Origin of the sequence: Acinetobacter sp. WU_MDCI_Abxc222 (genome assembly GCF_025514755.1) — a bacterium.
GTDB lineage: Bacteria > Pseudomonadota > Gammaproteobacteria > Pseudomonadales > Moraxellaceae > Acinetobacter > Acinetobacter geminorum.
The window spans coordinates 342,814-368,869 of sequence record NZ_JAHPVG010000001.1 but is presented as its reverse complement, the minus strand read 5'-3'; the positions used below and the strand labels follow the sequence as shown (position 1 = coordinate 368,869).

The following is a 26,056-nucleotide window of genomic DNA, read 5'->3' as shown; positions in this document are numbered from 1 at the left end:
GTAGTTGAGTTTCAGTGCTGACAAATTTGATTAGATGCTTCATCTAATGCAGCTTTCAGTTTTTCAGAGAAGAGTTTGACCTCTTCGTTATTCAGTGGTTTTCCATCTTTTTTGGTGACAAAGAAAATATCTTCGGCACGTTCACCTAAAGTTGCGATTCGGGCTGAATGGATGTCTAAGCCTTGCATCATAAATAAACCACCCACGCGTGCAAGTAGGCCGGGATGATCGAGTGTTGAAATTTCGACCATATTTTGTTGTAAGGCTTCATTTAATGTTACGTCAACTGTATTTTCAATATCGAAGTGACGTAACTGTCGTGGAATACGACGTTGCATGAGTCCCGGATATTGGTCTGGTTGGCTAAGCGCTTTCACTAATGCATTCTTAACGGTTTCTTCACGCTCTGGATCTGTAAGCAATGTACCGAAACGATCAAGTACAACATAAGTGTCTAAGCTAAATGCTGTACTTGCTGTGATAATTTTTGCGTCTTGAACATCTAGGTTCATTCGGTCTAAAACGGCAACAGTGGTCGCAAATAGGTTAGGTTGATCGCGAGTATAAATAAAGATTTGCACCGCATCTTGAGCTGCTTTACGGTGAGCACGCAAGAGCACTAATGGTTCTGGATTATCACCATGTTTTAAAATTGCTTGTGTGTGCCATGCAATTTCGTCTGCTGATTCTTTAATGAAGTATTCATCACCAAGTTCTTGCCATACCTTTTCTACATCTGCCAATGCGAAGTTATTTACCAATAATTCACTTGCCGCAAATTTGGTATCTTCAATCAGCATTTGGTAGTCAACAGGACGGCCTAAACCTGTACGGATTACATCACGAGCATGCGTATAAAGCTGACGCATGAGAGAAGCGCGCCATGTGTTCCATAGTTTTGGATTTGTCGCGTTAATATCGGCAACCGTTAAGGTATATAGATAATCAAGATGCTCCATATCGCCAAGTTTTTCAGCGAAATCTTTCACGACATCAGGATCAGAAATATCTTTTTTCTGAGCTGTGAGTGACATGAGCAAATGATTTTGAATGAGCCATGCAATTAATTTGCATTCACGTTCTGTAAAGCCATGTGCACGGCCAAACTCAATCGCGTCTTCTGCGCCGAGTTCGCTGTGGTCACCACCGCGACCTTTTGCGATGTCATGGAATAAAGCAGCAATAAAGACAATATCTTGACGAGCAAGACGTTGGAAAACTGAACTTACTACAGGGAATTCTTTGGCAAATTCAGGTTCTCTAAAACGATTTAAATTACGCAGCAATAATAATGTGTGAGCATCGACCGTATAGATATGGAACAAGTCATATTGCATAAGGCCCATAATTTGGCCAAAAGCAGGAATATAGTTTCCTAAAACACCATATCGTTTCATCGCAACCAAGGTATCGTATAAACGATATGGTGAGCGAATAATCGACATAAACAGTGCTTGATGTTCTGGATTATCGCGATAACTTTGGTTGATTCGTTTCGCAGCAAGAATAAGTAAGCGTAAAGTTCGAGCGCGAATACCTTCAATATCTGGTCGATTGGCTAAAATATAGAACAACTCTAAAATCGCGCTTGGATGCTCTGCGAATATTTTGTGATGTTGTACGGCAAGTTTATTGTCGACTATTTTAAAGTGATCGTTAACAACTTCAATTTTGCGTTCATAGTTGGGGAGTCGAGGAGTAATCACTGACTCGCTAAAATACGCCAGCAACATTTCATTGAGTGTTGAAACTTGCTGCGCCGTACGATAGTAGCGTTTCATGAACTGCTCAACACCATAATTTACAGGTTGGCCTTCTTGACGCACATATCCAAATTTGGCGGCAATTTCCCTTTGGTGGTCAAAGAGTAAACGGTTTTCATCACGTTTAGCTAAACGGTGTAAATGATGTCGAATTTCCCAAAGAAAACTTTCAGCTTCTTCTAAAACTGCCAATTCAAACTCTGAAATGAAACCTAAATGCACTAAGTCATAAATGCGGTTTACGCGGAAGTGGCGTTTGGCAATCCAGCCAATTTGATTAATGTCACGGATACCGCCTGGTGCATTTTTAATATCGGGTTCTAAATTACTTTCAGTATTGTTGTGTTGATGGTAACGCTTGGCTTGTTCGGCCATCTTTGCGTCATAAAATGTTTTATCTGTCCATGTCTGCGAAACAATACGGCGAGGCCATTTCGCAAGCTGACTATTACCAGTAATTAACCGCGCCTCAATTAAAGTTGTTGCAACGGTTAAATCGGTAGCGGCCTGTTCAACACAGCTTTGAATCGTGCGAACACTAATGCCGGGTTTGAAATTGCCAACGTCCCATAAAGACGAAATAAATGTAGAGATACGTTTTTCGTTTTCTTCATTAATTTCATGCTCCGATAGGATCATGATATCGACGTCAGAATAGGGCAACATTTCACGGCGTCCATAACCGCCTACAGCAAAAAGGCCCAGTTCTGTCTGATCGAGTTCAGCATGTTTCCATAAAAAGATCAGTGCTTCATCTACTAAATCTGAACGGGCTTTAATGATTTCACGAATAGATTGCCCATTTTCATATGAATCTTGCAACTGCTTTTCTACATCCGTTCGCCATTGATTAATGGCTTTAATATCATGATGACTTGAGACATAGTTCAACAATGGCGATATATTGATCATGAAAATGGGTCTACCAATAAGTAAAAATTAAGAGTTTGTTTGAACGCTTACTTGATCAGCGGTTTCTTTCGCTAAAGTACGAGCAAGATCAGTATTTTCAGCACGAGCGGTTGCTACACCCATACGACGACGTTTGAAACCTTCTGGTTTACCAAACAGGCGTAAATCGGTGTCTGGGTGTGCTAAAGCTACATTGAGGTTGCTGTAACTTAAATTGTTAGCATCAACTCCAGCATAAATTACAGCACTTGCTGCAACACTGTGGCGTGCTGTGTTTACAGGTAAACCTAAAATTGCACGTGCATGCAGTTCAAATTCACTTTGAAATTGTGATGCTAAAGTTACGAGTCCTGTGTCGTGTGGACGAGGTGAAACTTCACTGAACCAAACCTTGTCACCTTTAATAAACAGTTCTACACCAAAAATACCACAGCCACCAAGTGCAGTTGTCACTTTATTCGCAATACGTTTTGCTTCTTCGAGTGCTGCCGCAGTCATTGGTTGAGGTTGCCAGCTTTCTACATAATCACCGGCATCTTGGCGGTGACCAATTGGGTCACAGTAATGAGTTTCAATTTCACCAGTTTCAGGGTTTTTAGCGCGAACGGTAAGTAATGTAATTTCAAAATCAAAATCAATTTGAGATTCAATAATGACCGTGCCTTGGTTAACACGGCCACCTTGCATTGCATATTCCCAAGCTGCATCGACTTCATCGAAACTTTTTACACGAGACTGTCCTTTACCAGAAGAAGACATGACCGGTTTTACAAAGTTTGGATAACCAATGTCATCGCAAGCAGCACGGAAGCTTTCGAGCGTATCAGCAAAGCGATACGCAGAAGTAGGTAGGCCAAGTTCTTCAGCCGCAAGACGGCGGATGCCTTCACGGTTCATGGTCAGGTTTACAGCTTTAGCCGAAGGGATGACAGTTGCTACTTTGCTCGCTTCAATTTCAAGTAAAACTTCTGTCGCAATTGCTTCAATTTCTGGAACAATTAAATTTGGTTTAATTTTCTCGATGAGTTGTTTTAATTGGGTAGGATCTGCCATGTTTAACACATAAGAAAAATGTGCAACTTGCATTGCTGGTGCATGATCATAACGGTCGGCTGCATGTACTTCTACACCAAGGCGTTGTAAGGAAATTACAACTTCTTTGCCAAGCTCTCCTGAACCTAACAATAAAACTTTAAATGCAGAAGATTGAAGTGGGGTACCGAGTGTCACGCTCATGCGAATCATCCTGACAAAATTATTTTTTAAGCATAGCAGAACTTATGGTGGAGTTAAGCCTTATCATGCATAAAAAAAGTAATTTTGTCGGACAATTAAAAAAGTGGTTTTTAGATATTAACCTGATAGTTTAAAAGCAATTCATCCGCATTTTTACCACGGATGCCCCAATTTTCTTTTGGTGTTTCAAAAATAGTAATTTCAATATCTTGTGGAGAAATCCTACATTGTTCTTGAATATTACGGAATAAGGTTTGAATAAGCTGCTTTTTAGTGGCTGGACTGCGGCCTGCAAACATTGAAAGTTCAATAATAATGTAATGCTGGCTTCTGTCAGAAGGGTAAATGAAATTTCCTGGTTTAAGGCTAATAAAACGTTGAAATCTTTTCTCAACAGGATATTTCAATTCTTCAATAAGCGCTTGATGGATTGCATGAGAAAGTAATTCTCGGTACTGCATAATGGTTTGTTCATTTGCATAAATTTTAACTTGTGACATTTTTATCTCTATTAAGTAGCTAAGGTTATCTTTTTAATCAATTCAAAAATTAAATTTTCCAAGCCAGAAGTTTCAATCTTAAACGCCTCTGGCCAGATTTTATTTTATATAAGGAAGATAAGTTTATCTATTTATAAAGGTAAATAAGTATAGATAAGACCATAAATAATTGCGGCAGTTAAAGTTGCTGGTACGATTTTCTTAAATTTAAAATAAAGACCTGCTAAAACTAAAAAACCGATAAGCATTGCGAAACTCTTATTGGGAGTTTCAAGGAGAGGTGGAAGGGTAGCAACTACAAGCATGGCACTAATTGCAGATATTCCAATACTCCCTAAGGCAATTTTGATCCAGATTGAGCCGCGTCTTTGTTGGTTGCCCTGTAGTTTTTGTATTACGAAAAAAGGTCCAAAGCGTGAAGCAAAATTGGCTATACCCACAATAATGCCGACCAGAATAATTTCTAGGTTCATATTAAGCATCAACCTCATCATGCTGTTTCAGCACATAATGTTTAAATAGACCAGCTAAAATGCCTGAAAAAATACCAATAAAGATAGCGGCTGATAAGTTAATCCAATAACATGCCAAAGCTGAAACTACTAACGATACAGCAACAACAAGGCTATGCTTTCGTTCAAATGCCGCTAATAAAAAACTTAAAAATAAAGCAGGTAATAAGAAGTCTAAAGCTGCTTGTAAAAACTTTGGTAAATGAGCAACTTGATCGGCGAATAATCCACCTAACAAAGAGCCACTTGCCCAAGCCATCCAACTAAATAGACTTAGGCCAAGCATCCAAGACTCGGACCATTGTTGTCTGCGCTGTGAAAGTTGGATCATTCCACTGGCAAAAACTTCATCCGTTAAGCCCCAAGCCCATACTGCCGTTTTCTTAAGATTTAATTTGTTTGGAATCAGGTTGTATAGAGCAGGTCCATAAAGGACATGGCGAATATCTAGTGCAATGACTGTTAATGCTGTTAGCCAAATGGATGAACCGCTAGCTAAAAGCGCAACAACCAAAAATTGGCTAGCGCCGGCATACATTGAACAAGATAGAAAAAAAGCTTCCCATGGTGTAAAACCAAACTGAGATGCTGAAACGCCAAAGGCAAAAGAAACGGGTAAATAGGTGAGTACGATAGCTTGGCTATCTTTGGCGCCTTGCCAAAAAGTTGCTGTTTGGGCAGGCATCAATTGTTGTTCGGACACAATACACCTTGGCAATAAACCAAATGATAAAAATACTTGAAAGATTGAGTATTGTAGCCGAATTTAATAGCATAGTGCCGAAATGTTTAATCGGCAGTTTGATATGTTCAAGGCAAAGATTCGTTTAGTTTATATCGCCATGATAAGTGCAGGTATTTTTACATTGCAGGGCTGTGATAATGGTAATCAGGGTGCAGAAAAAAAAGTAGAAATTAAGCCAGCACCGAAACTAACCAATGATGCAACTGTTTATGCTCAAAAAGCATGGACATTGATTAACACGGTTGAGCATTTAGTTTATGAAAAACAACTCAGCCAAATTGATGACAAAGTTCGTAAACCTTTACGCCAATTGAGTACAGACTGGCGCATTAATGTAAAAATGACAGATTCGGTCACTGAAGGAAAATATGCGCTTTGCCGTAAGGCCTTGACAAGTTTAGATATATGGGCACGCGAAACACTAGAAAACAATAGTTCAGTTGCCCAAAAACAAGCGGACTATGAGCGAGATAAGGCTCAATGTAAGGATGCGATCGATACGCCAAATCTTGGAAATACTTCGCCAAAATAAAACTAATGAATATAAAAAAGCGAGATGATCAATCTCGCTTTTTTTGCTTTTAAACGATATTGAGTGAATGTGAATTACGGTTTTGTGGCAGCTTTAGCGGTGTTGGCAGTTTTCAGAGCATCTTGTTTCATTTGATGAGTCATTTGCTGTGATTCATGTTGAGCATGTGTCGCGCTGGTCATTGCATCCTGTTTAGTTTTAGTTACCTCTTTCTTGGCTTTTTGGGCTGTAGTTTTTCCATGTACCGCTACACATTTTCCACCTTTGTGATTCGGTCCTGTACCACCTTGTAGTTGAGTTCCTTTTGGACATGCAAATGCCGAAACACTTAACATAGCCAATACGCCTGCTGTAAGAATTGTTGATAATTTTTTCATGTTAATCAGTGCCTTGTTGAGTATTATTGCTCAGCTTGAGTGTAGGGTGAAAATATCTGCTTTAACACATTTATTTTGTGGAAATAGAGTTTGAACAATGTTTTGTTTTGCAGTGTTATCTAATTTTTTAATTTAATTTTAAGTTTTTATTATTTAGCCGCTTTTAAAAAATTAGCATTGTGCTTGAGCAACTACTTTCAATTTCTCAATATCTAGAATCTCAATTTTTCTAAAAGCAATTTTGATGATTTTCTGTTTTTCGAGCAGGCTCAGCTCATGATTGATCGTCTGTCTAGATGTGGTCAGCATATTTGCCAACTGTTCTTGAGAAATATGAATTTGATGATCTTGAATAAGAATATGGTTGCCGTATCCCTCTAAAATGAACAGAAGACGTTGAGCTAGCCGTTGAGAAATACTACGTGTTTGGATAGCAATCTGTTCTAAGAAAACATACCTGAGTTTTTGACTGGTTAAACGTGCGAAAAAATACCAATAATATGGATTGTCCTTGAGTAGATCATTTAATGGTTTTGCAGGAATATGTAGAACTGTACTTTTTTTCAAGGCAATGGCATCGTGTGAGCGCGGTTCATGATCAATCAACGATATTTCACCAAACCACATGATTGGCTCAGCAATAGCAGAAAGAGCTTCATTACCATTTACATCGACATAACCCAAGCTAATCGAGCCTTCAAGCACAGTATAAATGCCATCAAATAGATCTTGAGCGTGGAAAACGTAGCTATTTTTATCAAAAATAATTTGCTTGCCATGTTCTAAAATAAAATTTTGGAATGTTTCTGGAAGCACATTAAACCAAGTGTTCTCTTTTAGTCGGTTAATATAAATTAGATCCAAAATTCGGTCATCCATGAAAAAATTCTTTACTTTGTCAAATAGCTGACAACTTTAAGTTTTCCTTATTTGTACAGTATGACTATATGTTGATGAATAGGGAATAACTCATGTTAAATCTGGAGCAACAGCTTAGCAAATATGCGGCTTATCATTTAAATCATAAAAATATTTTGACGCATTTTATTGGTATTCCGCTTATCGTGTTTTCAATTTTAAGTTTAACCGCAAGAGCTGGCATCGATATTGGTAGTTTTAAACTGACTTTAGCTATAGTCCTGATTGCAGCTAGTACGATCTATTATTTTATTTTAGATAAAGTATTTGGCTTGCTCATGCTCGTTATTTTAGCTGCTTTGTATCCACTGGCGAGCCAAATTGCACAGTTATCTTTTGGAGAATGGTTGGCTGTGAGTATTGGTTTCTTTGTGGTGGGTTGGGTCTTTCAGTTTGTGGGACATTATTTTGAAAAGAAAAAACCTGCTTTTGTTGATGATGTGATAGGACTTGCGATAGGACCATTATTTGTATTGGCAGAATTTATATTTATGCTAGGTTTTAGAAAGTCACTGCATGAGCGTATTTTACAAGAGGCGCGTAGTAAACGAGAGATGATGGATTTAAGTCATTAAATATAAAAAAAGCCCCAACATATTGGGGCTTTTTTAGCTTTAACTTAAACGTTAAAACGGAAGTGCATTACATCGCCGTCTTGAACAACGTAAGTTTTACCTTCTAAACGCCATTTACCAGCTTCTTTAGCGCCGTTTTCACCGTTGTATTGTACGAAGTCATCATATGCAACAACTTCAGCACGGATGAAGCCTTTTTCGAAGTCGGTATGAATCACACCAGCAGCTTGAGGAGCGGTTGCGCCAACTTTTACTGTCCATGCACGAACTTCTTGTACACCAGCAGTGAAATAAGTCTGTAAACCTAAAAGCGCATAACCTGCACGAATAACCACATTTAAACCTGGTTCTTCCATGCCCATTGCTTCTAAAAACTCAGCACGATCTTCATCTTCTAATAATGAAATTTCAGCTTCGATTTGGTTGCAAAGAGGAACAACAATTGCGTTTTCCTCAGCAGCAAGTTTTTTAACTGAGTCTAAGTGTGGGTTGTTTTCAAAACCATCTTCTGCAACGTTTGCAATATACATAGTTGGTTTTAAAGTCATTAAACCAAAACCACGAACTAATTTGCGTTCGTCATCAGATAAATCAGCTGCACGCGCTGGTTTACCTTCGTCAAGTAACGGTTGGATTTTTTCTAAAACTGCTTTAGTTGCTACAGCTTCTTTATCACCGCCTTTAGCAACTTTAGTTAAACGTAAAATTGCTTTTGCAACAGTTTCAAGATCGGCAAGTGCAAGTTCAGTATTGATAGTTGCGATGTCGTCTAATGGATCAATTTTACCATTTACGTGAATCACGTTTTCGTCTTCGAAACAACGTACAACATGAGCGATTGCATCAGTTTCACGAATGTTAGCAAGGAATTGGTTACCTAAGCCTTCACCTTTTGACGCACCAGCAACAAGACCAGCAATGTCTACAAATTCCATTGTAGTTGGCAAAATACGCTGTGGTTTAACAATCGCAGCAAGTTTGTCTAAACGTGGATCTGGTACAGGAACAATACCTGTGTTTGGTTCAATGGTACAGAAAGGGAAGTTTTCCGCTGCAATCGCTGCTTTCGTTAATGCATTGAAAAGGGTAGATTTCCCTACGTTTGGCAGACCAACAATACCGCAATTAAAACCCATGAAAACCACTCACAAATGTGTAAATTAAAAATTGTCGCTGATTTTACATGAAAGCCATGACAAAGTCATGGCTAGAGCAGGGTTGTATTGCGTTTAAACTTTACGTTTATCAAGTTGCTGGGCTAATGCATCGCCAGTCGCTTGTACCAACATGACTAAAACAATTAAGACTAAAATGACAGCCACCATAATTTGCATATCAAAACGTTGATAACCATAACGATAAGCAATGTCTCCTAATCCACCTGCACCGATAGCACCGGCAATTGCAGAAGAGTTAATCATAGTCACAATAGTCACGGTAAAGCCTGCCACAATACCCGGCAAAGCCTCTGGTAAAAGCACATGCCAAATAATTTGTTTACGGTTACAACCCATGGCTTGAGCAGCTTCAATTAAGCCTTGGTCGACTTCACGTAAGCTGACTTCTGCAATACGAGCAAAAAAGGGAATTGCCGCAATCGTCAATGGAACAACGGCTGCCCAAACGCCATAACTTGTACCTACAATCCAGCGAGTAAGCGGAATAAGTGCGACCATTAAAATAAGAAAGGGCACAGAACGAGTAATATTAATGACCCAACCCAAAGCCTGATTAATCTTTTGTGACGGATGAATGCCATGCTCAGAAGTGCTAACTAAAACAACAGCAATAGGTAAGCCAATTAAAAAAGCAATAAACGCAGATGCACCTACCATGAGCAAGGTATCTATAGTTCCAGTAATTAATAAATCAATGAGCTGGTCGTGCATAGCCAAGTACCTCAAATTGTGCAATTGCAGTTAATGCATCTTGTCGTATAGATGAAATATCAATTTCTACGTTAGGAATACCAACTAAAAGTGAACCAATAATATGCCCTTGAATGGTATCGACCTGACTTTGATATAAATTGACGGGCGCTTTAAATTTGGCAAGTAATTCTTGAATATCGGGAACCTGATGTGCTTCAGCCTCATATTTCAGTTTTACAATAATATGTGTCGAATTTTCATCGGGTAGAGGAGTGATTTTAAAAGGCGGAGTGATCTGCTCAAGGTTCAACAATTCCTGAGTAATTTGTTGCTCTGGTCGTGAAAATACAGACCAGACTTGTCCAGCCTCTACTATCTCACCTTGATCAATCACCACCACTTGATCACAAATTTCTCGAATGACCTGCATTTCATGAGTGATGAGTACAATCGTTAGACCCAGTTCCTGATTAATCTTTTTAAGTAAAGCCAAAATAGTGGCGGTACTTTCAGGGTCAAGTGCCGAGGTGGCTTCATCACAAAGTAAAATTTCTGGGTGGTGAACAAGTGCACGTGCAATACCGACACGTTGCTTTTGTCCGCCTGAAAGTTGTGATGGATAATGACCAGACTTATCTGCAAGACCTACGAGTGCCAGAACTTCATTTACACGTTGATCGATATCTGCTTTGTTGTAATTGGAAACTTTTAAGGGCAATGCCACATTTTCCCAAACTGTTTTTGCAGACATTAAATTGAAATGTTGAAAAATCATTCCAATTCGTTGACGGGTTTGAATGAGTTCAGCATGGCTCAATTCAGCAATGTTTTGTTGATGAATATGAATGCTGCCTGTATTCACTTGTTCTAAGCCATTTAAAGTGCGGAGTAGGGAAGATTTTCCCGCACCACTTTTACCAATAATGCCTAAAATCTTACCTTGAGGAATATCAAGGTTAATCTCTTTTAAAGCATGCAGTTTTTGACCTTGCGATTGGTAAAACTTATTTAAACCGCGAATTTTGATATGAGGTAGAGAAAAATCAACTTGTGATCCAAAACTCACCATTGTCATTCTCCTTATTTCCAGCCTTGAAACCACATCCCTTGGCCAAAGTCTTTATCCAGAATGTCTTGTGCTTGTTTTGAGTTCTGGAATGCTTTAACAAAGGTTGCAAGTTTTTGGTTTTTATCTTGGTAATCGCGACGAGTCACAAACAAAATTGCATATTTTTTATCGATTGGATCTAAAAATAATGCGCTATGTGGGTCGGTTACCTTTGCCATTTTTAGGTAGTGGGGGAAGCCGAAAATTAAATCGACATCATTATATGCATGTGCTGTTTGGGGGCCTTCAACTTCAACGAAGCTCAGCTGTTTGGGATTAGCAATAATGTCTTGAGTGGTTGAAAGTTCATTATTAATGTCTTTAAGCTGAATTAAGCCAGCGCGATGTAATAAAATTAAAGCACGGGCTAAGTTAACCGGATCATTTGGAATAGCCACACGTGCTTTTGACGGTAAGTCTTCAAGTGATTTATATTTTTTTGAATATAAACCTACATGACTTCCTGAACCCACACCAAATGCGTGTAAGTCATAACCCGTTTCTTTAACAGCATTACGTAGAAATACGCTTTGCTGGAAAAAGTTTGCATCAATATCACCGTTTTGTACGGCAACATTGGGTGCTCGCCAATCAGAAAATTCAACGAGTTTGACATGAACGCCTTGCTTTTCTACTTCATTGGCCACGCTTTGTAGTAGCTCAGCATAAGGTGGGCTAATGCCAATCGTTAAAACATCATCGGCTTCTTTATTTTTAATATAACGGTAACCGATGAGGCCCAGAACTATGATTAAAATCGTAATTCCGAGTAACCAATGCTTATGCTGTTTGAACTGAATTGCCATAATCTTTCCGTTATTACTTCCAGCCAGGGAACCAAAGTGTTGGCCCAATCTCAGCATCTAACACAGCTTTAACTTTTGGTGAGTTTTGATAGATCTCAACAAATTTCTTTAATTTGTCGCCCTTATCTTGGTAGTCATCACGCACTACAAACAAAATTGCATAACGTTTATTGGTATTGTCATCAAGTAAAAGTGCACTTTCAGGGTCAGCTGTTTTTGCTAAGCGCAAGTAATGTGGATAGCCAAAAGCCAAGTCAACATCATCAATTGCACGAGCAGTTTGTGGTCCTTCAACCTCTACGAATTGCAAATTTTTAGGGTTTGAAACTACATCTTTAAGTGCAGATAAATGATTGTTTGAATCTTTAAGCGTAATTAATTTAGCTTGCTGTAAAAGTAGTAGGGCACGACCTTGGTTTACTGGATCATTTGGAATGACTACGCGTGCGTTTTGTGGCAATTCATCTAAGCTTTTGTACTTCTTTGAATAAAGTCCCACATGTGATGCTGCACCCACTGCAAATGCCTTTAATTTAAAGCCTGTTTCTTTAATTGCATTGTCTAAGAAAGGTTGGTGCTGGAAAAAGTTCGCATCAATATCCCCATGATTTAAAGTAATGTTTGGTGTATTCCAGTCAGAAAATTCGACTAGTTTTACATTTAAACCCTGTTTCTTTGCTTCATCGGCAGCAGCTTGTAAAGTTTTTGCAAATGGAGGACTAATCCCAATCACAAGTTCATTTGAGCCACTTTGACGATGTTTATTCCAAAAGAATAAAGCAATAATAAGGACTACAACGACTAAGCCTATGCCTAGCCATTTTTTTGAGGCTGTTTGAGCCATGTCTATCTCCAAATTTAGGCGGTTATTTCTTCAATTGTTGTTAAGTTTTTGCTGTTGTTATAGGGACTACATCGGAACGCTTGAACAGGGTGTTGTTCTGGTAATTGGTCACCCCGATTAAAAATTTTGTTCCGTAATGAACCCGCTTTATATGCAGTTTTATAGCGACCACGTTGTTGTAGCTCAGGAATGACCAAGCGAATAAAGTCGTGGTGAGACTCAGGTGCAACAGTACGTGTCAAATTAAAGCCATCAATATCTGTTTCATCTAAAAGATGAATTAGGTATTCAGAAACTTCTTCGCCACTACCTACAATGAGTGGATAACGACCACCCAAAACATGCTGAGCTTTTAAGTCATTTTTCGTGATTTGTTGCTCTTTAAATTTTTCGGTAATCGAAACAATACTGTTACTTTTTTGGTAAGGAATCGCTTCATCGTCGGCAAATTTACTTAAGTCAATGCCTGTTGAACTTGCATAATGCGCGAGGCCAGCTTCAGGACTTGCATATTGACGATATTCATTAAGTTTGTGTACAGCGAGATCATGTGTTTCGGCAACAACAACGGTGATGCCAACGAAGACTTTAATGTCATCCGCTGAACGGCCTTGCTGTTCTGCAAGAGCACGAATCTTTTTCACTTGTTCTCGTATTTTTTCGGGTTTGTCGCCGCCAATAAATACACACTCAGCATGACGCGTCGCAAACTGCATACCTTTGGGGGAAGCACCTGCTTGAAACAGTGTCGGGGTGCGTTGTACAGAAGGAGACACCTGAAACACACCTTCACTTTGGTAATATTTTCCGTGGTGGTGAATGGTGTGAACTTTAGACGGGTCTGTAAAAACACGTCGTGCTTTATCTTTTTTAACGGCGTCGTTTTCCCATGAAGCTTCCCAATATTTGTAGCAGAGTTCTAAAAACTCTTCGGCTTGTTCATAGCGGGCATCGTGGTCTTTTAAACCTTTTTGACCAATCAAGCGTTCGGCACTATCTAAATAACCCGTCACGATATTCCAGCCAATACGACCTTGTGTTAAATGGTCGAGACTCGCAAAGCGGCGTGCAAATTGATACGGATGTTCATAGCTTAAGTTCACAGTGACCCCAAAACTCAGGTTTTCAGTGACTGCCGCCATTGCTGAAATGAGTGTAGATGGATCATGGCTTGGAAGTTGAATGGACTCTTTTAAAGTCAGATCAATACCATTTTGATAGACGTCATACACACCTGTAATATCGGCTATAAACAAGCCGTCAAATAAACCACTTTCTAAGGTTTTAGCTTGTTCTGTCCAATAGCTCAGTTCATTAAAGCGGTGTGATTCATCACGTGGATGTGTCCATAAGCCATGATTGATATGTCCAACACAGTTCATGTCAAAGGCGTTTAATAAAATCTCTTTTGCTTTGAAATCTGCCATTACAATGTCCCCCGTCGAGGTGGCAGAACACCGTTAAGAACATAGTTCCCAATAAAGTAATATTTCCATCGTGCAGCATCATGTAAGGTATGCACACGCGCATTGCGCCAGAAACGGTCTAGACCATCTTGTGATTGACTACCACGGCTACCAGCAAGTTCAATCAGCTTAGACGAAGCTTTTAGCGCCGTATCACTACTATGAGCACGTACTTTGGCAACATCGATGGATGCTTTAGCAATACTTTCAGGTGTGGTCTCAATTTTTGCGGCATCGATTGATTGCGCAGCTTGTTTTAATAAAACTTCACTTGCTCGTACATCTACAGCAATGCGTCCTAGCTCATAAATCGTTAAAGGATCTTGATTGGCTGTTTCTACATTTGAATCAATCCATGGGCGAGCTTGATGCACTCTTTGCAAACTTTCTTCAAAGGCTGCACGTGCAATGCCTACTTCAATCGATGCATGCATGATTTGAGCAAAAGGGCCCACTAAGGTTGGTTGCAAAAATGCAGTATCAAAAGGAATAACATCATCTGCATCTACAAAAACCTGATCAAATTTAACCGTGCCGCTACCTGTGGTTTTTTGCCCAAAGCCAGACCAGTCATCAACAAGTTTCAATCCTTGTGAACCACTTTTTACAAAGGCTAGATATTCTCGACCTGTATCGTCTAAAACTAAGGTTGGAATACGGTGAGCAAATAAACTTCCTGTGCAGTAAAACTTTTCTCCTTGAATCAGGTAGCCATTTTCGTGTGGACGGATATTGGTTTGCTTATGAGTTGAAGTTTTGGTCTTAAACTCAGCAAGTGCATTACCAAAGCGAGTGCCATTTAAAACTTCGCCATATAACCGTTGTTTTTGAGCTTCTGTACCTGTATTGCGCAATACTTCTAAAGCATAAAAATGGTTTTGTGGAATTTGTCCAATTGAACCATCTGCACCGCTTAAAAGAGCAATCACTTTAGCAACGGTATGACTTGAAACTTCGGCACCGCCATATTGCTTAGGTACTGTAATTGCCCAAAGTCCAGACTGGCTCAATGCATCAATTTCGGTATACGGTAAAATTCGCTTAGAGTCTCGTTCAACAGCAGTTTTTTTAAATTGCTCAGCAAATTGTTTGGCAATTTCTAAAGCTTCAGCATCATTTTGAATAATATATGCTTGACCAGATGCCGATGTTTGTTTGGTTTGTACCGATTGATATGAAGTCATGACAATTTCTCCTTAAATCCAAGCATGGCGGGCAGGGAAATGACCATTAAGGTAATAATTGCCAATGGCATGTAATTTCCAGCGAACAGGGTCGTGTAAGGTATGTACACGGGCATTTCGCCAATGTTGATCTAAATTATGTTGGCTTAAGCTTGAACGACTACCGCCCAGCTCTAGTAGTTTTTCAGAAATTTGTAGGGCAGCATCATTGGCATAGACTTTCGCTTCAGCAACCAAAATTGAAGCTTTAGCTACTTGCTCATCAGTCACAGTTTGAAGTTGGTCAAGTTCATCTAAATATTCAGCAGCTTCATCCAATAATAAAATTGCAGCATCGAGCAAAATATTTAACTTACCTACCTCTTGCAGGGTGTAATGTTCAAAGCTGGCTTTTTCAACATTTGCATCAATAATTGGACGTGCTTTGTGTATAGTCGATAAAGTATCGTCAAATGCGGCTTCAGCAATCCCTACATCAATTGCCACTTGTAATAACTGAGAATAAGCACCGCGATAAGTAGGGGCTTTAGTTAATAAGCGTTCATCAAAAATGAGTTCTGGATTAACTTCAACATGATTTAATTTAACTGTACCGCTCGCTGTCGTACGTTGCCCAAATCCATTCCAGTCATTAATGACTTCAATACCTTGAGCCTCTCGGTTAACAATCACTAAAACCACATGGCCTTCGGGATGAATCGCTTTAATTGCAAGCCAATGCGCAAAACTTGTTCCCGTCGAATAAAACTTTTCGCCGTTTAAAATATATTTGCCGTTTTCAACAGTAAGAGTGGTTTTTAAGGTTTTTGAATCATGGGTATTACGTTCTGGTCCACCGTTAGCAAGACGCTTTCCTGCCAATATTTCTGAAAAGATAAATTGTTTTTGTTGTTCTGTACCCATGATTTCAATCAGGTTTAACAAGCTAATCTGATTTTGTGGAATCTGACCAACATTCGCATCGCCTTTACTTAGAATACGGAAAACTTGTGCCAGTGTTTTATTGGAAACAAAAGCACCGCCGTATTTTTTTGCAATGCGAATTCCGCCTAAGCCTTTTTGACTAAAGCTTTCAATTTGCTCATAAGGAAGTAAGCGTTGTTGATCACGTGTATTACGACCCTCTAAAGCAAAATCAGCCACTTGATAAGCAGCATTAATGGCTTGTTGATCATTTTGAATGATTTGGACGTACGCCGTCGTTTTAGATAGAGAATTAGACATAATGACACCTTGTATTGCTGTCATTACCTTACAAAAGAAATATTTTTCCACTAAACGAGGACTTATGCTCAGCTTATGAAATAAAGTGCAAAGCAATTTTTTTGCTTTTTAATAGATAAATTTAGATATAGAAATATATTAAAAATCAATAAATTGTGATTTTTATTTGTAAAATGAATAACTAAAAAGATTTTAATATGAAAAACATCTATAAGTACGGTAAAAAAAGATATAAAAAATATAGACCTAACTGTCAGTGAAAAATGAGCACAATATCCATTGTTTTAACTAAAAATAGCTTCTAAAGTATCTACTTACCATCGACCATTTTTGTACAAATAGTCAAATAAAAATAAACGTGGAGATTTTATGCGGGTTTTGTATCAGTTTCCTTTGTCCCATTATTGTGAAAAAGCTCGCTGGTTGTTAGACCATAAAGAACTTGATTATGTGGCTCATAACTTAATTCCAGGGTTTCATCGTGCTTTTGCACAACTCAAGACAGGCCAAAATTTACTGCCTATTTTGAAAGATGATCATCAATGGATCGCTGAGTCGACTAAAATTGCACTTTATCTGGATGATACTTATCCAGAGCATTCACTGTTACGTCGTGATGAACAATTAAGGCAACAAACATTAAAAATAGATAGCTTGGCTGATGAGCTGGGTATTCATGTCCGCCGTTGGGCTTTAGCTCATACGTTGGCACAAGGAGACCATGCTTTAGAAATTATGATGGGTGAACAAGGCTATTTACGTCAGTTTGAAAAAATATCGAAGCCCTTCCTCAAAACACTGGTAAAGAAGAATTATAAACTTGAAGAAGAGCTAGTGAACCAGTCAAAACAGCACATGGATGAGCTCATAAATGAATTAAATAACTGCTTAATCGAAAATCAGGCACGTTATATGGTGGGTGATCGCTTAAGTCTTGCTGATATTTCTGTATGTTCTATGCTTGCTCCTTTATTAGAAATAAAGGGTACGCCGTGGGAGCGGGAAGAAGCTGAAGGTGTTTCAGAAGAATGGAATAACTATCAGCAAAATTTACTCGATTTACCTCTAGGTCAGTATGTTTTAAGAATATATCAAACTGAGCGTAATGCGCGTGTAGATTGGCGCGGAATTTAAAATTATAAAATGCCCTGAGAAAATCGGGGCTTATTTTTATCTCTGCTAGTTATTTTATTAATGTTAGACATTACTATCAATTTTCTAAATGATTTTTATTAAGCCATTTGTTTATATTATTTTGTTGCCAAAATTACTTTTTACAATATAAATTCTATTTTATCTAAATGACTAATAACTTTAATTTTTGTGATTTTTTTAGAAAATACAATTTTTCTAAATACTATTTTTAGCCAAAGTTAAGCCACTTTATTGTGCATGTGTTTACATTGTAATCAATAATTGCCACATTTAAGTGTAATTAGATGAGCTTAATAATAGACAGAAGATTAAAACATAGATTAAAGTAGAAACATGTGAGCAGTTTTAAAGATATTAATTCTGCAAAACAGATTGAATAGAATAAGTGAAGCAAATGGATGGATCCGACTTGGAAAAGTTGGCTCGATAATTGCAATTTAATAAAAAATCACTCTATTGCTCTATATGAATGATTCTATAGATAAATAGAGAGAATGATCATCAAGGAGTTCTTATGAAACGTTCTGCAACCTCTCTCATTATTTCAACAGTTATGCTTTGTACGGTTGGCGCTACTTCTCAAATTCAAGCAGCAGATACATTAGCTAAAATTAAAAGTACCGGAAAGATCGTAATTGGTCATCGAGAATCCTCAGATCCAATTTCATATGTTGTTGCAGGTAAACCAGTAGGTTATGCAGTCGATATCTGTAACCAGTTTGCAAATGACATTAAAAAAGAACTGAAAATGCCTAGCTTAAAAGTTGAGTACAAGGCTGTAACTTCATCAACACGTATTCCTGAGCTTTTGGCAGGCAATATCGATATGGAATGTGGTACTACTACAAACTCTAAACAACGTCAGCAACAAGTTGGTTTCTCAACTAACTACTATGCAACTGAAGTGCGCATGGCTGTTAAAGCAAATTCAGGCATTAAAAGTTTGGCAGACTTAAATGGTAAAGCTGTTGTTACCACTCAAGGCACCACATCTGACAAATACATCAAGATGAATGAGAAAGGTCAGGCAATTAATGTTCAAAATATTTATGGTAAGGATCATGCTGACTCTTTTGCCATGATGGCATCTGGCCGTGCTGCTGCATTTGTAATGGATGATAATATTTTAGCAGGCTTGATTGCTAAATCTTCTACACCTAAAGCTTTTGCAATTGTAGGTCCAGTACTTTCATCTGAACCTTATGGAATTATGCTTGCTAAAGATGATCCAAAATTTAAAGCGGTTGCAGACCGTACTGTAAAGAACTTGTGGAAAACTGGTCAAATGGACGCTTTATATAAGAAGTGGTTCTTATCTCCAATTCCACCAAAGAATACGAATTTGAACATGCAACAAAGTTCATCTTATAAGAAATTAAAAGCTAACCCAACAGATGCAGGAATCTAACTGGATCTTTTTGTCCTAAATTTACTTGTGTAAGTGTAAAGATTCATTTGCACAAGTGGTCTATTTTCTAAAGATATTAATTTAAGGGGCAAACATGTCAGTCGGCTCGCTAAACTGGACTATATTCTGTGCGGAGTCTAATGAATATGGTGTCGATAAAGCCGCATGGGCAGAATCAGTTTGTAAAGCTATTGGTAGCTCAAGCTACAATGCTTATGCTGAGGCACCCACATGGTTACAAATGTTAGGTTCAGGCGTGTTCACTATGGTTTGGACAGCTATTATAGCCTTTCTTATCGCATTTTTATTAGGTTCTCTCCTAGGGGTAATTCGTACATTACCCAACAAACCTCTCGCATTTATCGGCAATTGTTACGTTGAAATTTTCCGTAATATTCCACTTATTGTGCAACTATTCTTCTGGGCTTTTGTTTTTCCCGAGTTTTTACCGGACAGCTTAAGTGCAGGTAGTGGGGATGTAGTTGCTGGTGGTTGGTGGAAAAATATTTTAAATCAGCAACCTGCGGTTATTGGTGTTTTTGCATTAGGTCTCTACACGGCTGCCCGTGTATCTGAGCACATACGTGCCGGAATTAATACCGTTTCTCGTGGACAGAAGTTCGCAGCTTCCGCTATGGGTTTTACTACTGCACAAAGCTATCGTTATGTCATTTTACCGGTTGCATATCGTACCGTATGGCCAACGATTACATCTGAAGCAATGAACGTTTTTAAAAATTCAGCTGTTTTATATGCGTTGAGTGTGTTGAATTTCTTTGCTTACACTAAAACCATGCGTGAAGAAACTTCTCAGGACATTATCATTCTTATTCTCTCTACACCTGTTTATTTGATTATCACTTATAGCATTAAGTTTGTGATGGCATGGATTGAGAAACGAATGGCTGTACCTGGCTTAGGTTCAGGAGGGAAGTAATCATGGATTTTTCTTTATTACAAAACCCTGATGTGATCGCGGCACTCAAAGAAGGTTTCATTTTTACGCTTACCGTAACGGTATTAGCAATGATGGGCGGTATCCTAATTGGAACCCCATTGGCAATGATGCGTTTATCTAGCAATGCCATCGCAAGTAATTTTGCAAAATTTTATGTTGATCTGTTTCGTGGTATTCCACTGATTCAAGTGATCTTTATCTTCTACTTTTTGTTGCCGAAAATATTTGAGTTTCAATCTGATACTTATTGGGGACCGTTGTTTTCGAGTGTTGTAACTTTTGCCATTTTTGAAGCAGCTTTTTTCTCGGAAATTGTACGTTCTGGAATTCAGTCTATTTCAAAAGGTCAGGTACATGCAGGCTATGCGCTAGGTTTTACCTACGGTCAATCAATGCGCTACGTGGTATTACCTCAAGCCTTCCGTAATATGCTCCCAGTATTGTTAACTCAAACAATCATTCTATTTCAGGACATCTCTTTAGTTTATGTGATTAGTGCACCAGACTTTTTAGGCCGTGCAGATACATTGGCTAATACATATGGACCTGAAACAAAAGCAACATTCTATTTAATCGTCGCTGTAGTGTATTTCTGTAGCTCGTTTGTGCTGTCGCATTTAGTCAAACGCTTACAGCAAAAAATTGCCATCATTCGCTAATTGGAGATTTTAAATGCCAATGATAGACATCCAACATATCTCTAAATGGTATGGTGATTTTCAAGTTTTAACAGATTGCACGACGAGTATTGAAAAAGGTGATGTCGTTGTTGTTTGCGGACCATCTGGTTCAGGAAAATCAACACTCATCAAAACAGTAAATGCTTTGGAACCATTTCAACAAGGTGACATTATTGTTGATGGAATTTCGCTTAAAGATCCAAAAACAGATCTTGCTAAATTCCGTTCAAGAGTAGGAATGGTCTTTCAGCACTTTGAGCTTTTTCCGCACATGACTGTTTTGGAAAATTTGACGATTGCTCAAGTTAAAGTGTTAAAGCGTTCAGTTGCAGATGCTCGTGCAAAAGGTCTGAAATATTTAGAGCGTGTAGGCTTGCTTGCTCATAAAGATAAATTTCCAGGTCAGTTATCGGGTGGTCAGCAGCAACGTGTAGCGATTGCACGTGGTTTGTCTATGGACCCAATCTGTATGTTGTTTGATGAACCGACTTCTGCACTTGATCCTGAAATGGTCGGTGAGGTTCTTGAAGTTATGGTACAGCTCGCACATGAAGGCATGACCATGATGTGTGTTACTCATGAAATGGGCTTTGCTAAAAGAGTATCTAACCGTTTAATTTTTATGGATGAAGGTAAAATTTTAGAAGACTGCCCAACCCATGAATTCTTTGATAATTTAGAAGCTCGTCATGAGCGTGCTAAACTTTTCTTAGAAAAAATTCAGGCGATGCACTAATAACCCTAATAAAAAAAGAGCCATTAAAGGCTCTTTTTTTATATCTAATTTTTAGAAACTATACTTTGCTAGCAGGTTGATACGTGAATAATCCCCCTTGTCACCCGCAAAAGTTTCACGTTGACCGTAAGTATATTCGGCTCCTAAATCAATATTTTTAACTGGGTTCCAGATTAAATTGACTAAAGCGTTATAAATTTCTTTGTTATAGCTAGTATTGGTTAAATTGCTATTTGCATAGACATTATCATCTTTATATTGAATACCACCTACAGCAAAAGTAGAACGTAGAATAGGGCTCCATTTACGTTGATATCCAATTACTGCGCTATCGAATTCTCCTAAATTAATATCTTGTGTTGTTGTGTCATAGTTATAAGCCGAATTGCTATAAAGTAAATAACGACCATCACCTTTAACATGATAGTAATTAGCAACCACACTATCTTGAGGCGTTAAATCATATTTACCACCAACACCGACACCCCAACCAAATTTTTCTTCTGAAGCACTATCTTTTGGAGCTACACGGTTTTCATGGGCAAGACCATGCAACTGTAATAGGCCTTTGTTATTCGTAGTTTTGAAATCATATCGAGCTGTTAAAGCAGGAAAACGGCTTCCACCGGCAGCATTACCAGCTTTTTCAACATCCCCACCTTCTAAGGCAACTAATATTTTCTGTTGTGCATTAATTGGCTGAGTGTACCTAACCTGTACTGTCCGTGTAGTGCCTGTACCAATAGCACCATTAAAATCTACAGTTTCTGGTGAGGTATCTGTGTTTACAAACGGTGAGGTTGTTTGACCAGCTAACCATTTTCCTAAGGACATATAGGCATGGCGAACACGGAAAGTACCATGGCTATTATCTCCATTGCCACCCATGAAATCGGCTTCAATTTTACCTGTTAAATCTCCATATTGAGTTGGACGAGTAATATCTAAGCCAATTCGTGAAGTTGCTGCAGATACATTTAGTGAGTCTTGTTTAGGGTCATCTTTATTCAGTGGATAATTGGCACCATTTGAAATACTGCCATTTGAACCTTTAAAGTCATAGGTTGCATCTGCGCGAACACTACCATAAAGCTTGACTTGAGTTTGTCCATCGACCATAGCCATCCAACCTGGTTTTGATGCAGGTGGTGTAGGGGTGGCAGGTACTGCGGGACTTGTTGCTGGAGCAGTGACAGTTAAAGCTGTTTTTTGTTGATCAGATAGTTTCTGAACGAGTTGTTTTAACTCCTTTACTTCATCACGTAAGGCGTTAACTTCAGCATCTGTAGCGGCATGCACAGGCATCGTCACGCTCATTACACCTAAAGAACTCATTGCTAACACTAGTGTTTTGATCTTATTCACAGGAACTCCCCCGACATGGATAAAAATTTTCCTGCAAATACATAACAAAAATGATGCCAACTTTACGAAGCTTTAAAAATAGTCAATTTTTGATGATTACTCCCTTTTTAGCCTTAAATGGTAGTGAGAATAAGGATTCTGAATAGATAAATCAGATTTAAGCATAAACTGACTCTCTAAAATGAACCGTCCCTGACACTACTTGCACGTTTAAAAGGCATAAAAGAATTAAGCTCTATAAAAGAAAAAGAGTTTTGCTGTCTATAAACCTCTGTATTTTCAATGCAGAGGTGATGGTATAGGGTTATACTGTCTTTACTGTGAAATTCTGGCTGGAGATAAGAGTGGAGTTAGATCGTTTTGATAAACAAATTCTAGAAATTTTGTCTCATGAAGACTTAAATTTGAATGAACTTTCAGAACGGATCAATCTGTCAGTCAGTTCTGTACATCGCCGTATTAAGCACCTGATTGAAGCCAACATCATGGGGCAGCTCAAAAGGGAAATTAATTTTAGTAAGCTTGGTTTTACTTTACATATTTTATTGCAAGTTTCATTGAGCAAACATGATAGCGAAACATTTGATAAGTTTTTGTCTGAAATAGAGGCAATTCCAGAAGTAACAAACGCATTCTTAGTCACAGGTCAAAGTGCAGATTTTATTTTGGAGCTTGTAGCACGCAACATGGATGACTACAGTGAAATTTTATTAAGACGTATTGGAAAAATCGACAATGTCGTTGCTTTACATTCTAGTTTTGTCATTAAAGAGTATAATGTATTTAATTGCTATAACTTGCTCAACAAGCTATAAAAAAACGCACCAAATGGTGCGTTTTCTTTGATTCAAATGTTTGATTTAAGCATCAAGTTGAGCCAAAACCTCATCCGAGAATTCAACGTTAGTATAAACGTTTTGTACATCGTCAAGATCTTCAAACATATCAATCATTTTAAGAATTTGTTTTGCTTGATCAACATCTGTAATTTCAGCTTTTGTGGAGGGACTCATCACAACTTCTGCGTTATCAGATTTTAAACCAGCAGCAGCAAGAGCATCCTGAACTTCACCGAAAGTCTCAGGTGAGGTGATTACTAAAATTTCATCTTCTGAAACTTCAATATCTTCAGCCCCAGCTTCTAAAGCAACTTCCATGATTTTATCTTCTAAAGAAACATCTTCAAAAGTAATCTCACCACGTTTAGTAAATAGATAAGATACAGAACCCGCAGTTCCTAAGTTACCATTTGTTTTACTGAAACAGTGACGTACATCGGGAACTGTACGGTTCAAGTTATCTGTCATTGTTTCAACAAGAACAGCAACACCGCCAACCCCATAACCTTCGTAAGTTACTTCTTTTAAATCATCATTATCTTCACCACCAGCACCACGTTGGATTGCACGGTTAATGGTGTCACGTGTCATATTAACTGAGAGAGCTTTTTCAACTACTGCACGCAGACGAGGGTTGCTAGCAGGATCTCCACCACCAAGTTTGGCAGCAGTCACAATTTCACGAATATATTTAGTAAAAACTTTACCGCGACTTGCATCTTGTTTAGCTTTACGATGCTTAATATTGGCCCATTTAGAATGACCCGCCATGGACGTGAACTCCAAAAAAAGAAAATGCAAAAGTGCTAGAATATTAGCATAGGCTTGGTTTTGTTGAAAACTGTTGCCCTGCGTTTTGTTAGCCAATTGAATAACAACAATAAGCTTAAAACCTAATGATTGAGATTAGGTCAAATCAAGTCCAATTTGATTTAGCTAATTTTGACATCTATGTCAAATTGAGCATATAACTCTTTAATTGTTTCCAAGTCTTTTTGTAAATCAGTCGGGTAAATTTTACCTAAAATCCCACCTTGTTTACTTCGAGCATTCGCATACATTAAAACAATAGGAACATTGGCTGCTTTTGCAATATGCCAAAAACCTGTGCGGATAGGTTTACGTTCAGAGCCATCTTTGGCACGTGTAGCTTCAGGAGCAATCACCAAGTTAAAAGTTTCATGAGTTTGAAACTGTTCAACCATTTGCGAAACGATATCTTTACTTGCTTTACGATCAACAGGAATGCCACCCAATTTTTCTAAAATTGGCTTAAGGGGGCCTTTGAAAAGTTCTTTCTTTATTAGAGTATGAATTTTGATGTCTAACATTTGGAAGAGGGCAATCGAGAGCACTGCATCTAGATTTGAGGTATGTTCAAAGCCAATAATAACTTGTTTTTTCTCAAGAATTTGTGGGTCTACATTGTAGGTCCAACCAACGGCTTTAAAGATAGAGTTACCTAGAAATTTTTTCATACATCAGTGCAAATTGATAAATTTTCAGGATTCTAATATGAGTTTGTAAAAAAGCCTAGAAAAATTATGAAAGCTAAAGTAGAGCACAAAAGTTAAGGATTATCTAAGTTCTAAAATACTTTAAAAGTTCTTTTTTTATTTTTCTCAAACTTCGTCTGAAAGTAATAAACCTAGATAATTTTAAAATTAAGATACTGGCTGTGGTATCTCTTCATTAATTAAATATTCAATATATTTCCAAATTTTTTCAGGGTTAATAAGGTTTTTATCTGTCGTTCCATCAATAATCATCCCATCAATAATAGAAATAATGATATGAACAAGGGGAGTTGGGTTTTCTATACCTAACTGAGTAAGCTTTTCATGTAACAGATTAGTCAACCATTTTGTATATTCATAAAATGGTTCACGAATTGAAGTATATTGTTTAGATACTTCAATAAATGCCTTTTTAAATAAACAGCCATTAAATGTTTCGCTATTGATCCATTCAATATACCAATTAAAAATAATATGAATTTGCTCAAGAGGACTAGCATCTTGATGTAAAATTAATTGTTCATTGATTGAGTTTTGAATATTTATATTTCGATGTTGCAAGCATTCCATAATTAAATTTTCCTTTGACGGAAAATATTTATAAAAAGTCATTTTTGCAACATTTGATTCAGCAATAATACGGTCAACACCAGTAGCATTGTACCCAATCTGATTAAATAAATTTAAAGCAGTATTTATAATATCTTCTTTTTTTGACATTACTATTCCATATAGTTAAAACTAATTATAACTTAATCTAAAATATTAAATTTTTAATACAAATTATGATAATAAAAAACTGATTTTGATTCAAGTTGAGATTGT

Annotated in this window: 27 protein-coding genes; 8 read left to right on the top strand and 19 right to left on the bottom strand. The window is 37.9% G+C overall.

Annotated elements, in window-relative coordinates; all coding sequences use genetic code 11:
- Positions 1 to 11: 11 nt before the first annotated feature.
- The 5 genes from glnD to KTJ10_RS01765 form a co-directional block, all read right to left on the bottom strand.
- Positions 12 to 2,675 carry a [protein-PII] uridylyltransferase gene (glnD, locus tag KTJ10_RS01785; protein WP_000608324.1) on the bottom strand — a complete coding sequence of 888 codons (2,664 nt, stop codon included), beginning with the start codon at positions 2,673 to 2,675 and terminating at the stop codon, positions 12 to 14.
- A 27-nt stretch (positions 2,676 to 2,702) separates the two neighbouring features.
- Positions 2,703 to 3,920: a formate-dependent phosphoribosylglycinamide formyltransferase gene (gene purT, locus KTJ10_RS01780; RefSeq protein WP_130172781.1), complete on the bottom strand. Its 1,218-nt coding sequence runs from the start codon at positions 3,918 to 3,920 to the stop codon at positions 2,703 to 2,705.
- Positions 3,921 to 4,021: 101 nt separating this feature from the next.
- Positions 4,022 to 4,411, bottom strand: a complete 390-nt coding sequence (locus tag KTJ10_RS01775; protein ID WP_262441195.1) for a tautomerase family protein — start codon at positions 4,409 to 4,411, stop codon at positions 4,022 to 4,024.
- Positions 4,412 to 4,542: 131 nt separating this feature from the next.
- Positions 4,543 to 4,884, bottom strand: coding sequence for an L-valine transporter subunit YgaH (gene ygaH, locus KTJ10_RS01770; protein ID WP_238517645.1), 342 nt, complete (start codon positions 4,882 to 4,884; stop codon positions 4,543 to 4,545).
- Between the two features lies 1 nt (position 4,885).
- The gene (locus KTJ10_RS01765) at positions 4,886 to 5,608 is read right to left on the bottom strand and encodes an AzlC family ABC transporter permease (protein ID WP_262441419.1); all 723 of its coding nucleotides are present in this window, start codon (positions 5,606 to 5,608) and stop codon (positions 4,886 to 4,888) included.
- A 121-nt stretch (positions 5,609 to 5,729) separates the two neighbouring features.
- Between KTJ10_RS01765 and KTJ10_RS01760 the strand changes: the two genes are divergently transcribed.
- Positions 5,730 to 6,200 (top strand): hypothetical protein, encoded by a 471-nt coding sequence (locus KTJ10_RS01760; protein WP_025469827.1) that lies wholly within the window; start codon positions 5,730 to 5,732, stop codon positions 6,198 to 6,200.
- 74 nt (positions 6,201 to 6,274) lie between these two features.
- On the opposite strand, the gene KTJ10_RS01755 is transcribed toward KTJ10_RS01760, so the two are convergent.
- The gene (locus KTJ10_RS01755) at positions 6,275 to 6,577 is read right to left on the bottom strand and encodes a hypothetical protein (protein ID WP_262441194.1); all 303 of its coding nucleotides are present in this window, start codon (positions 6,575 to 6,577) and stop codon (positions 6,275 to 6,277) included.
- A 171-nt stretch (positions 6,578 to 6,748) separates the two neighbouring features.
- Positions 6,749 to 7,456, bottom strand: coding sequence for a Crp/Fnr family transcriptional regulator (locus KTJ10_RS01750; protein WP_262441193.1), 708 nt, complete (start codon positions 7,454 to 7,456; stop codon positions 6,749 to 6,751).
- Between the two features lie 92 nt (positions 7,457 to 7,548).
- Between KTJ10_RS01750 and KTJ10_RS01745 the strand changes: the two genes are divergently transcribed.
- Positions 7,549 to 8,070, top strand: coding sequence for a DUF962 domain-containing protein (locus KTJ10_RS01745; RefSeq protein ID WP_262441192.1), 522 nt, complete (start codon positions 7,549 to 7,551; stop codon positions 8,068 to 8,070).
- A 44-nt stretch (positions 8,071 to 8,114) separates the two neighbouring features.
- Here the strand turns inward: KTJ10_RS01745 and ychF are convergent, their stop codons facing one another.
- The 8 genes from ychF to KTJ10_RS01705 form a co-directional block, all read right to left on the bottom strand.
- Entirely contained in the window at positions 8,115 to 9,206 is a 1,092-nt protein-coding gene (gene ychF, locus KTJ10_RS01740) for a redox-regulated ATPase YchF (protein ID WP_262441191.1), read from the bottom strand.
- A gap of 93 nt (positions 9,207 to 9,299) precedes the next feature.
- A complete protein-coding gene (locus KTJ10_RS01735) occupies positions 9,300 to 9,959 on the bottom strand; it encodes a methionine ABC transporter permease (RefSeq protein WP_262441190.1) in 660 nt (219 codons plus the stop codon).
- Positions 9,940 to 11,016, bottom strand: a complete 1,077-nt coding sequence (locus KTJ10_RS01730) for a methionine ABC transporter ATP-binding protein (RefSeq protein WP_262441189.1) — start codon at positions 11,014 to 11,016, stop codon at positions 9,940 to 9,942. The genes KTJ10_RS01735 and KTJ10_RS01730 overlap by 20 nt, the downstream gene beginning before the upstream one ends.
- Before the next feature lie 5 nt (positions 11,017 to 11,021).
- On the bottom strand, positions 11,022 to 11,855 hold the full coding sequence (locus KTJ10_RS01725) for a MetQ/NlpA family ABC transporter substrate-binding protein (RefSeq protein ID WP_133480448.1): 834 nt from the start codon (positions 11,853 to 11,855) through the stop codon (positions 11,022 to 11,024).
- Positions 11,856 to 11,868: 13 nt separating this feature from the next.
- Positions 11,869 to 12,699, bottom strand: a complete 831-nt coding sequence (locus KTJ10_RS01720; RefSeq protein ID WP_032062418.1) for a MetQ/NlpA family ABC transporter substrate-binding protein — start codon at positions 12,697 to 12,699, stop codon at positions 11,869 to 11,871.
- A 14-nt stretch (positions 12,700 to 12,713) separates the two neighbouring features.
- Positions 12,714 to 14,126 carry an LLM class flavin-dependent oxidoreductase gene (locus KTJ10_RS01715; protein ID WP_262441188.1) on the bottom strand — a complete coding sequence of 471 codons (1,413 nt, stop codon included), beginning with the start codon at positions 14,124 to 14,126 and terminating at the stop codon, positions 12,714 to 12,716.
- Positions 14,126 to 15,349 carry an SfnB family sulfur acquisition oxidoreductase gene (locus tag KTJ10_RS01710; RefSeq protein WP_262441187.1) on the bottom strand — a complete coding sequence of 408 codons (1,224 nt, stop codon included), beginning with the start codon at positions 15,347 to 15,349 and terminating at the stop codon, positions 14,126 to 14,128. The genes KTJ10_RS01715 and KTJ10_RS01710 overlap by 1 nt, the downstream gene beginning before the upstream one ends.
- A gap of 12 nt (positions 15,350 to 15,361) precedes the next feature.
- Positions 15,362 to 16,597 (bottom strand): SfnB family sulfur acquisition oxidoreductase, encoded by a 1,236-nt coding sequence (locus KTJ10_RS01705; protein WP_262441186.1) that lies wholly within the window; start codon positions 16,595 to 16,597, stop codon positions 15,362 to 15,364.
- Positions 16,598 to 16,942: 345 nt separating this feature from the next.
- On the opposite strand from KTJ10_RS01705, the gene KTJ10_RS01700 reads away from it, so the two are divergent.
- The 5 genes from KTJ10_RS01700 (at position 16,943) to KTJ10_RS01680 (ending at position 21,510) form a co-directional block, all read left to right on the top strand.
- The gene (locus KTJ10_RS01700) at positions 16,943 to 17,707 is read left to right on the top strand and encodes a glutathione S-transferase family protein (RefSeq protein WP_086264519.1); all 765 of its coding nucleotides are present in this window, start codon (positions 16,943 to 16,945) and stop codon (positions 17,705 to 17,707) included.
- A gap of 535 nt (positions 17,708 to 18,242) precedes the next feature.
- Positions 18,243 to 19,136 (top strand): amino acid ABC transporter substrate-binding protein, encoded by an 894-nt coding sequence (locus KTJ10_RS01695; RefSeq protein WP_199976676.1) that lies wholly within the window; start codon positions 18,243 to 18,245, stop codon positions 19,134 to 19,136.
- Between the two features lie 94 nt (positions 19,137 to 19,230).
- The gene (locus KTJ10_RS01690) at positions 19,231 to 20,073 is read left to right on the top strand and encodes an amino acid ABC transporter permease (protein ID WP_002114400.1); all 843 of its coding nucleotides are present in this window, start codon (positions 19,231 to 19,233) and stop codon (positions 20,071 to 20,073) included.
- A gap of 2 nt (positions 20,074 to 20,075) precedes the next feature.
- The gene (locus tag KTJ10_RS01685) at positions 20,076 to 20,753 is read left to right on the top strand and encodes an amino acid ABC transporter permease (RefSeq protein ID WP_016145033.1); all 678 of its coding nucleotides are present in this window, start codon (positions 20,076 to 20,078) and stop codon (positions 20,751 to 20,753) included.
- A gap of 13 nt (positions 20,754 to 20,766) precedes the next feature.
- Positions 20,767 to 21,510 carry an amino acid ABC transporter ATP-binding protein gene (locus KTJ10_RS01680; protein ID WP_002114298.1) on the top strand — a complete coding sequence of 248 codons (744 nt, stop codon included), beginning with the start codon at positions 20,767 to 20,769 and terminating at the stop codon, positions 21,508 to 21,510.
- 51 nt (positions 21,511 to 21,561) lie between these two features.
- Here KTJ10_RS01680 and KTJ10_RS01675 read toward each other — a convergent pair whose 3' ends face one another.
- On the bottom strand, positions 21,562 to 22,875 hold the full coding sequence (locus tag KTJ10_RS01675; RefSeq protein WP_262441185.1) for a DcaP family trimeric outer membrane transporter: 1,314 nt from the start codon (positions 22,873 to 22,875) through the stop codon (positions 21,562 to 21,564).
- 344 nt (positions 22,876 to 23,219) lie between these two features.
- Here KTJ10_RS01675 and KTJ10_RS01670 point away from each other — a divergent pair, with 344 nt between their 5' ends.
- Positions 23,220 to 23,690 carry an Lrp/AsnC family transcriptional regulator gene (locus tag KTJ10_RS01670; protein ID WP_002050132.1) on the top strand — a complete coding sequence of 157 codons (471 nt, stop codon included), beginning with the start codon at positions 23,220 to 23,222 and terminating at the stop codon, positions 23,688 to 23,690.
- Between the two features lie 45 nt (positions 23,691 to 23,735).
- Here KTJ10_RS01670 and KTJ10_RS01665 read toward each other — a convergent pair whose 3' ends face one another.
- The 3 genes from KTJ10_RS01665 to KTJ10_RS01655 all read right to left on the bottom strand — a co-directional run bounded on the left by KTJ10_RS01665 (position 23,736) and on the right by KTJ10_RS01655 (position 25,951).
- Entirely contained in the window at positions 23,736 to 24,485 is a 750-nt protein-coding gene (locus KTJ10_RS01665) for a YebC/PmpR family DNA-binding transcriptional regulator (RefSeq protein WP_057062671.1), read from the bottom strand.
- A 161-nt stretch (positions 24,486 to 24,646) separates the two neighbouring features.
- Complete coding sequence (locus tag KTJ10_RS01660) at positions 24,647 to 25,192, bottom strand: 1-acyl-sn-glycerol-3-phosphate acyltransferase (protein WP_262441184.1); 546 nt, start codon at positions 25,190 to 25,192, stop codon at positions 24,647 to 24,649.
- Positions 25,193 to 25,378: 186 nt separating this feature from the next.
- Positions 25,379 to 25,951 (bottom strand): TetR/AcrR family transcriptional regulator, encoded by a 573-nt coding sequence (locus KTJ10_RS01655; protein ID WP_262441183.1) that lies wholly within the window; start codon positions 25,949 to 25,951, stop codon positions 25,379 to 25,381.
- Positions 25,952 to 26,056: the final 105 nt, after the last annotated feature.

Bases quoted from the DNA above. Each gene is read 5' to 3' on its own strand.
- glnD (WP_000608324.1), bottom strand. From the start codon at position 2,675: ATGATCAATATATCGCCATTGTTGAACTATGTCTCAAGTCATCATGAT.
- purT (WP_130172781.1), bottom strand. From the start codon at position 3,920: ATGATTCGCATGAGCGTGACACTCGGTACCCCACTTCAATCTTCTGCA.
- KTJ10_RS01775 (WP_262441195.1), bottom strand. From the start codon at position 4,411: ATGTCACAAGTTAAAATTTATGCAAATGAACAAACCATTATGCAGTAC.
- ygaH (WP_238517645.1), bottom strand. From the start codon at position 4,884: ATGAACCTAGAAATTATTCTGGTCGGCATTATTGTGGGTATAGCCAAT.
- KTJ10_RS01765 (WP_262441419.1), bottom strand. From the start codon at position 5,608: ATGCCTGCCCAAACAGCAACTTTTTGGCAAGGCGCCAAAGATAGCCAA.
- KTJ10_RS01760 (WP_025469827.1), top strand. From the start codon at position 5,730: ATGTTCAAGGCAAAGATTCGTTTAGTTTATATCGCCATGATAAGTGCA.
- KTJ10_RS01755 (WP_262441194.1), bottom strand. From the start codon at position 6,577: ATGAAAAAATTATCAACAATTCTTACAGCAGGCGTATTGGCTATGTTA.
- KTJ10_RS01750 (WP_262441193.1), bottom strand. From the start codon at position 7,456: ATGGATGACCGAATTTTGGATCTAATTTATATTAACCGACTAAAAGAG.
- KTJ10_RS01745 (WP_262441192.1), top strand. From the start codon at position 7,549: ATGTTAAATCTGGAGCAACAGCTTAGCAAATATGCGGCTTATCATTTA.
- ychF (WP_262441191.1), bottom strand. From the start codon at position 9,206: ATGGGTTTTAATTGCGGTATTGTTGGTCTGCCAAACGTAGGGAAATCT.
- KTJ10_RS01735 (WP_262441190.1), bottom strand. From the start codon at position 9,959: ATGCACGACCAGCTCATTGATTTATTAATTACTGGAACTATAGATACC.
- KTJ10_RS01730 (WP_262441189.1), bottom strand. From the start codon at position 11,016: ATGACAATGGTGAGTTTTGGATCACAAGTTGATTTTTCTCTACCTCAT.
- KTJ10_RS01725 (WP_133480448.1), bottom strand. From the start codon at position 11,855: ATGGCAATTCAGTTCAAACAGCATAAGCATTGGTTACTCGGAATTACG.
- KTJ10_RS01720 (WP_032062418.1), bottom strand. From the start codon at position 12,699: ATGGCTCAAACAGCCTCAAAAAAATGGCTAGGCATAGGCTTAGTCGTT.
- KTJ10_RS01715 (WP_262441188.1), bottom strand. From the start codon at position 14,126: ATGGCAGATTTCAAAGCAAAAGAGATTTTATTAAACGCCTTTGACATG.
- KTJ10_RS01710 (WP_262441187.1), bottom strand. From the start codon at position 15,349: ATGACTTCATATCAATCGGTACAAACCAAACAAACATCGGCATCTGGT.
- KTJ10_RS01705 (WP_262441186.1), bottom strand. From the start codon at position 16,597: ATGACAGCAATACAAGGTGTCATTATGTCTAATTCTCTATCTAAAACG.
- KTJ10_RS01700 (WP_086264519.1), top strand. From the start codon at position 16,943: ATGCGGGTTTTGTATCAGTTTCCTTTGTCCCATTATTGTGAAAAAGCT.
- KTJ10_RS01695 (WP_199976676.1), top strand. From the start codon at position 18,243: ATGAAACGTTCTGCAACCTCTCTCATTATTTCAACAGTTATGCTTTGT.
- KTJ10_RS01690 (WP_002114400.1), top strand. From the start codon at position 19,231: ATGTCAGTCGGCTCGCTAAACTGGACTATATTCTGTGCGGAGTCTAAT.
- KTJ10_RS01685 (WP_016145033.1), top strand. From the start codon at position 20,076: ATGGATTTTTCTTTATTACAAAACCCTGATGTGATCGCGGCACTCAAA.
- KTJ10_RS01680 (WP_002114298.1), top strand. From the start codon at position 20,767: ATGCCAATGATAGACATCCAACATATCTCTAAATGGTATGGTGATTTT.
- KTJ10_RS01665 (WP_057062671.1), bottom strand. From the start codon at position 24,485: ATGGCGGGTCATTCTAAATGGGCCAATATTAAGCATCGTAAAGCTAAA.
- KTJ10_RS01660 (WP_262441184.1), bottom strand. From the start codon at position 25,192: ATGAAAAAATTTCTAGGTAACTCTATCTTTAAAGCCGTTGGTTGGACC.
- KTJ10_RS01655 (WP_262441183.1), bottom strand. From the start codon at position 25,951: ATGTCAAAAAAAGAAGATATTATAAATACTGCTTTAAATTTATTTAAT.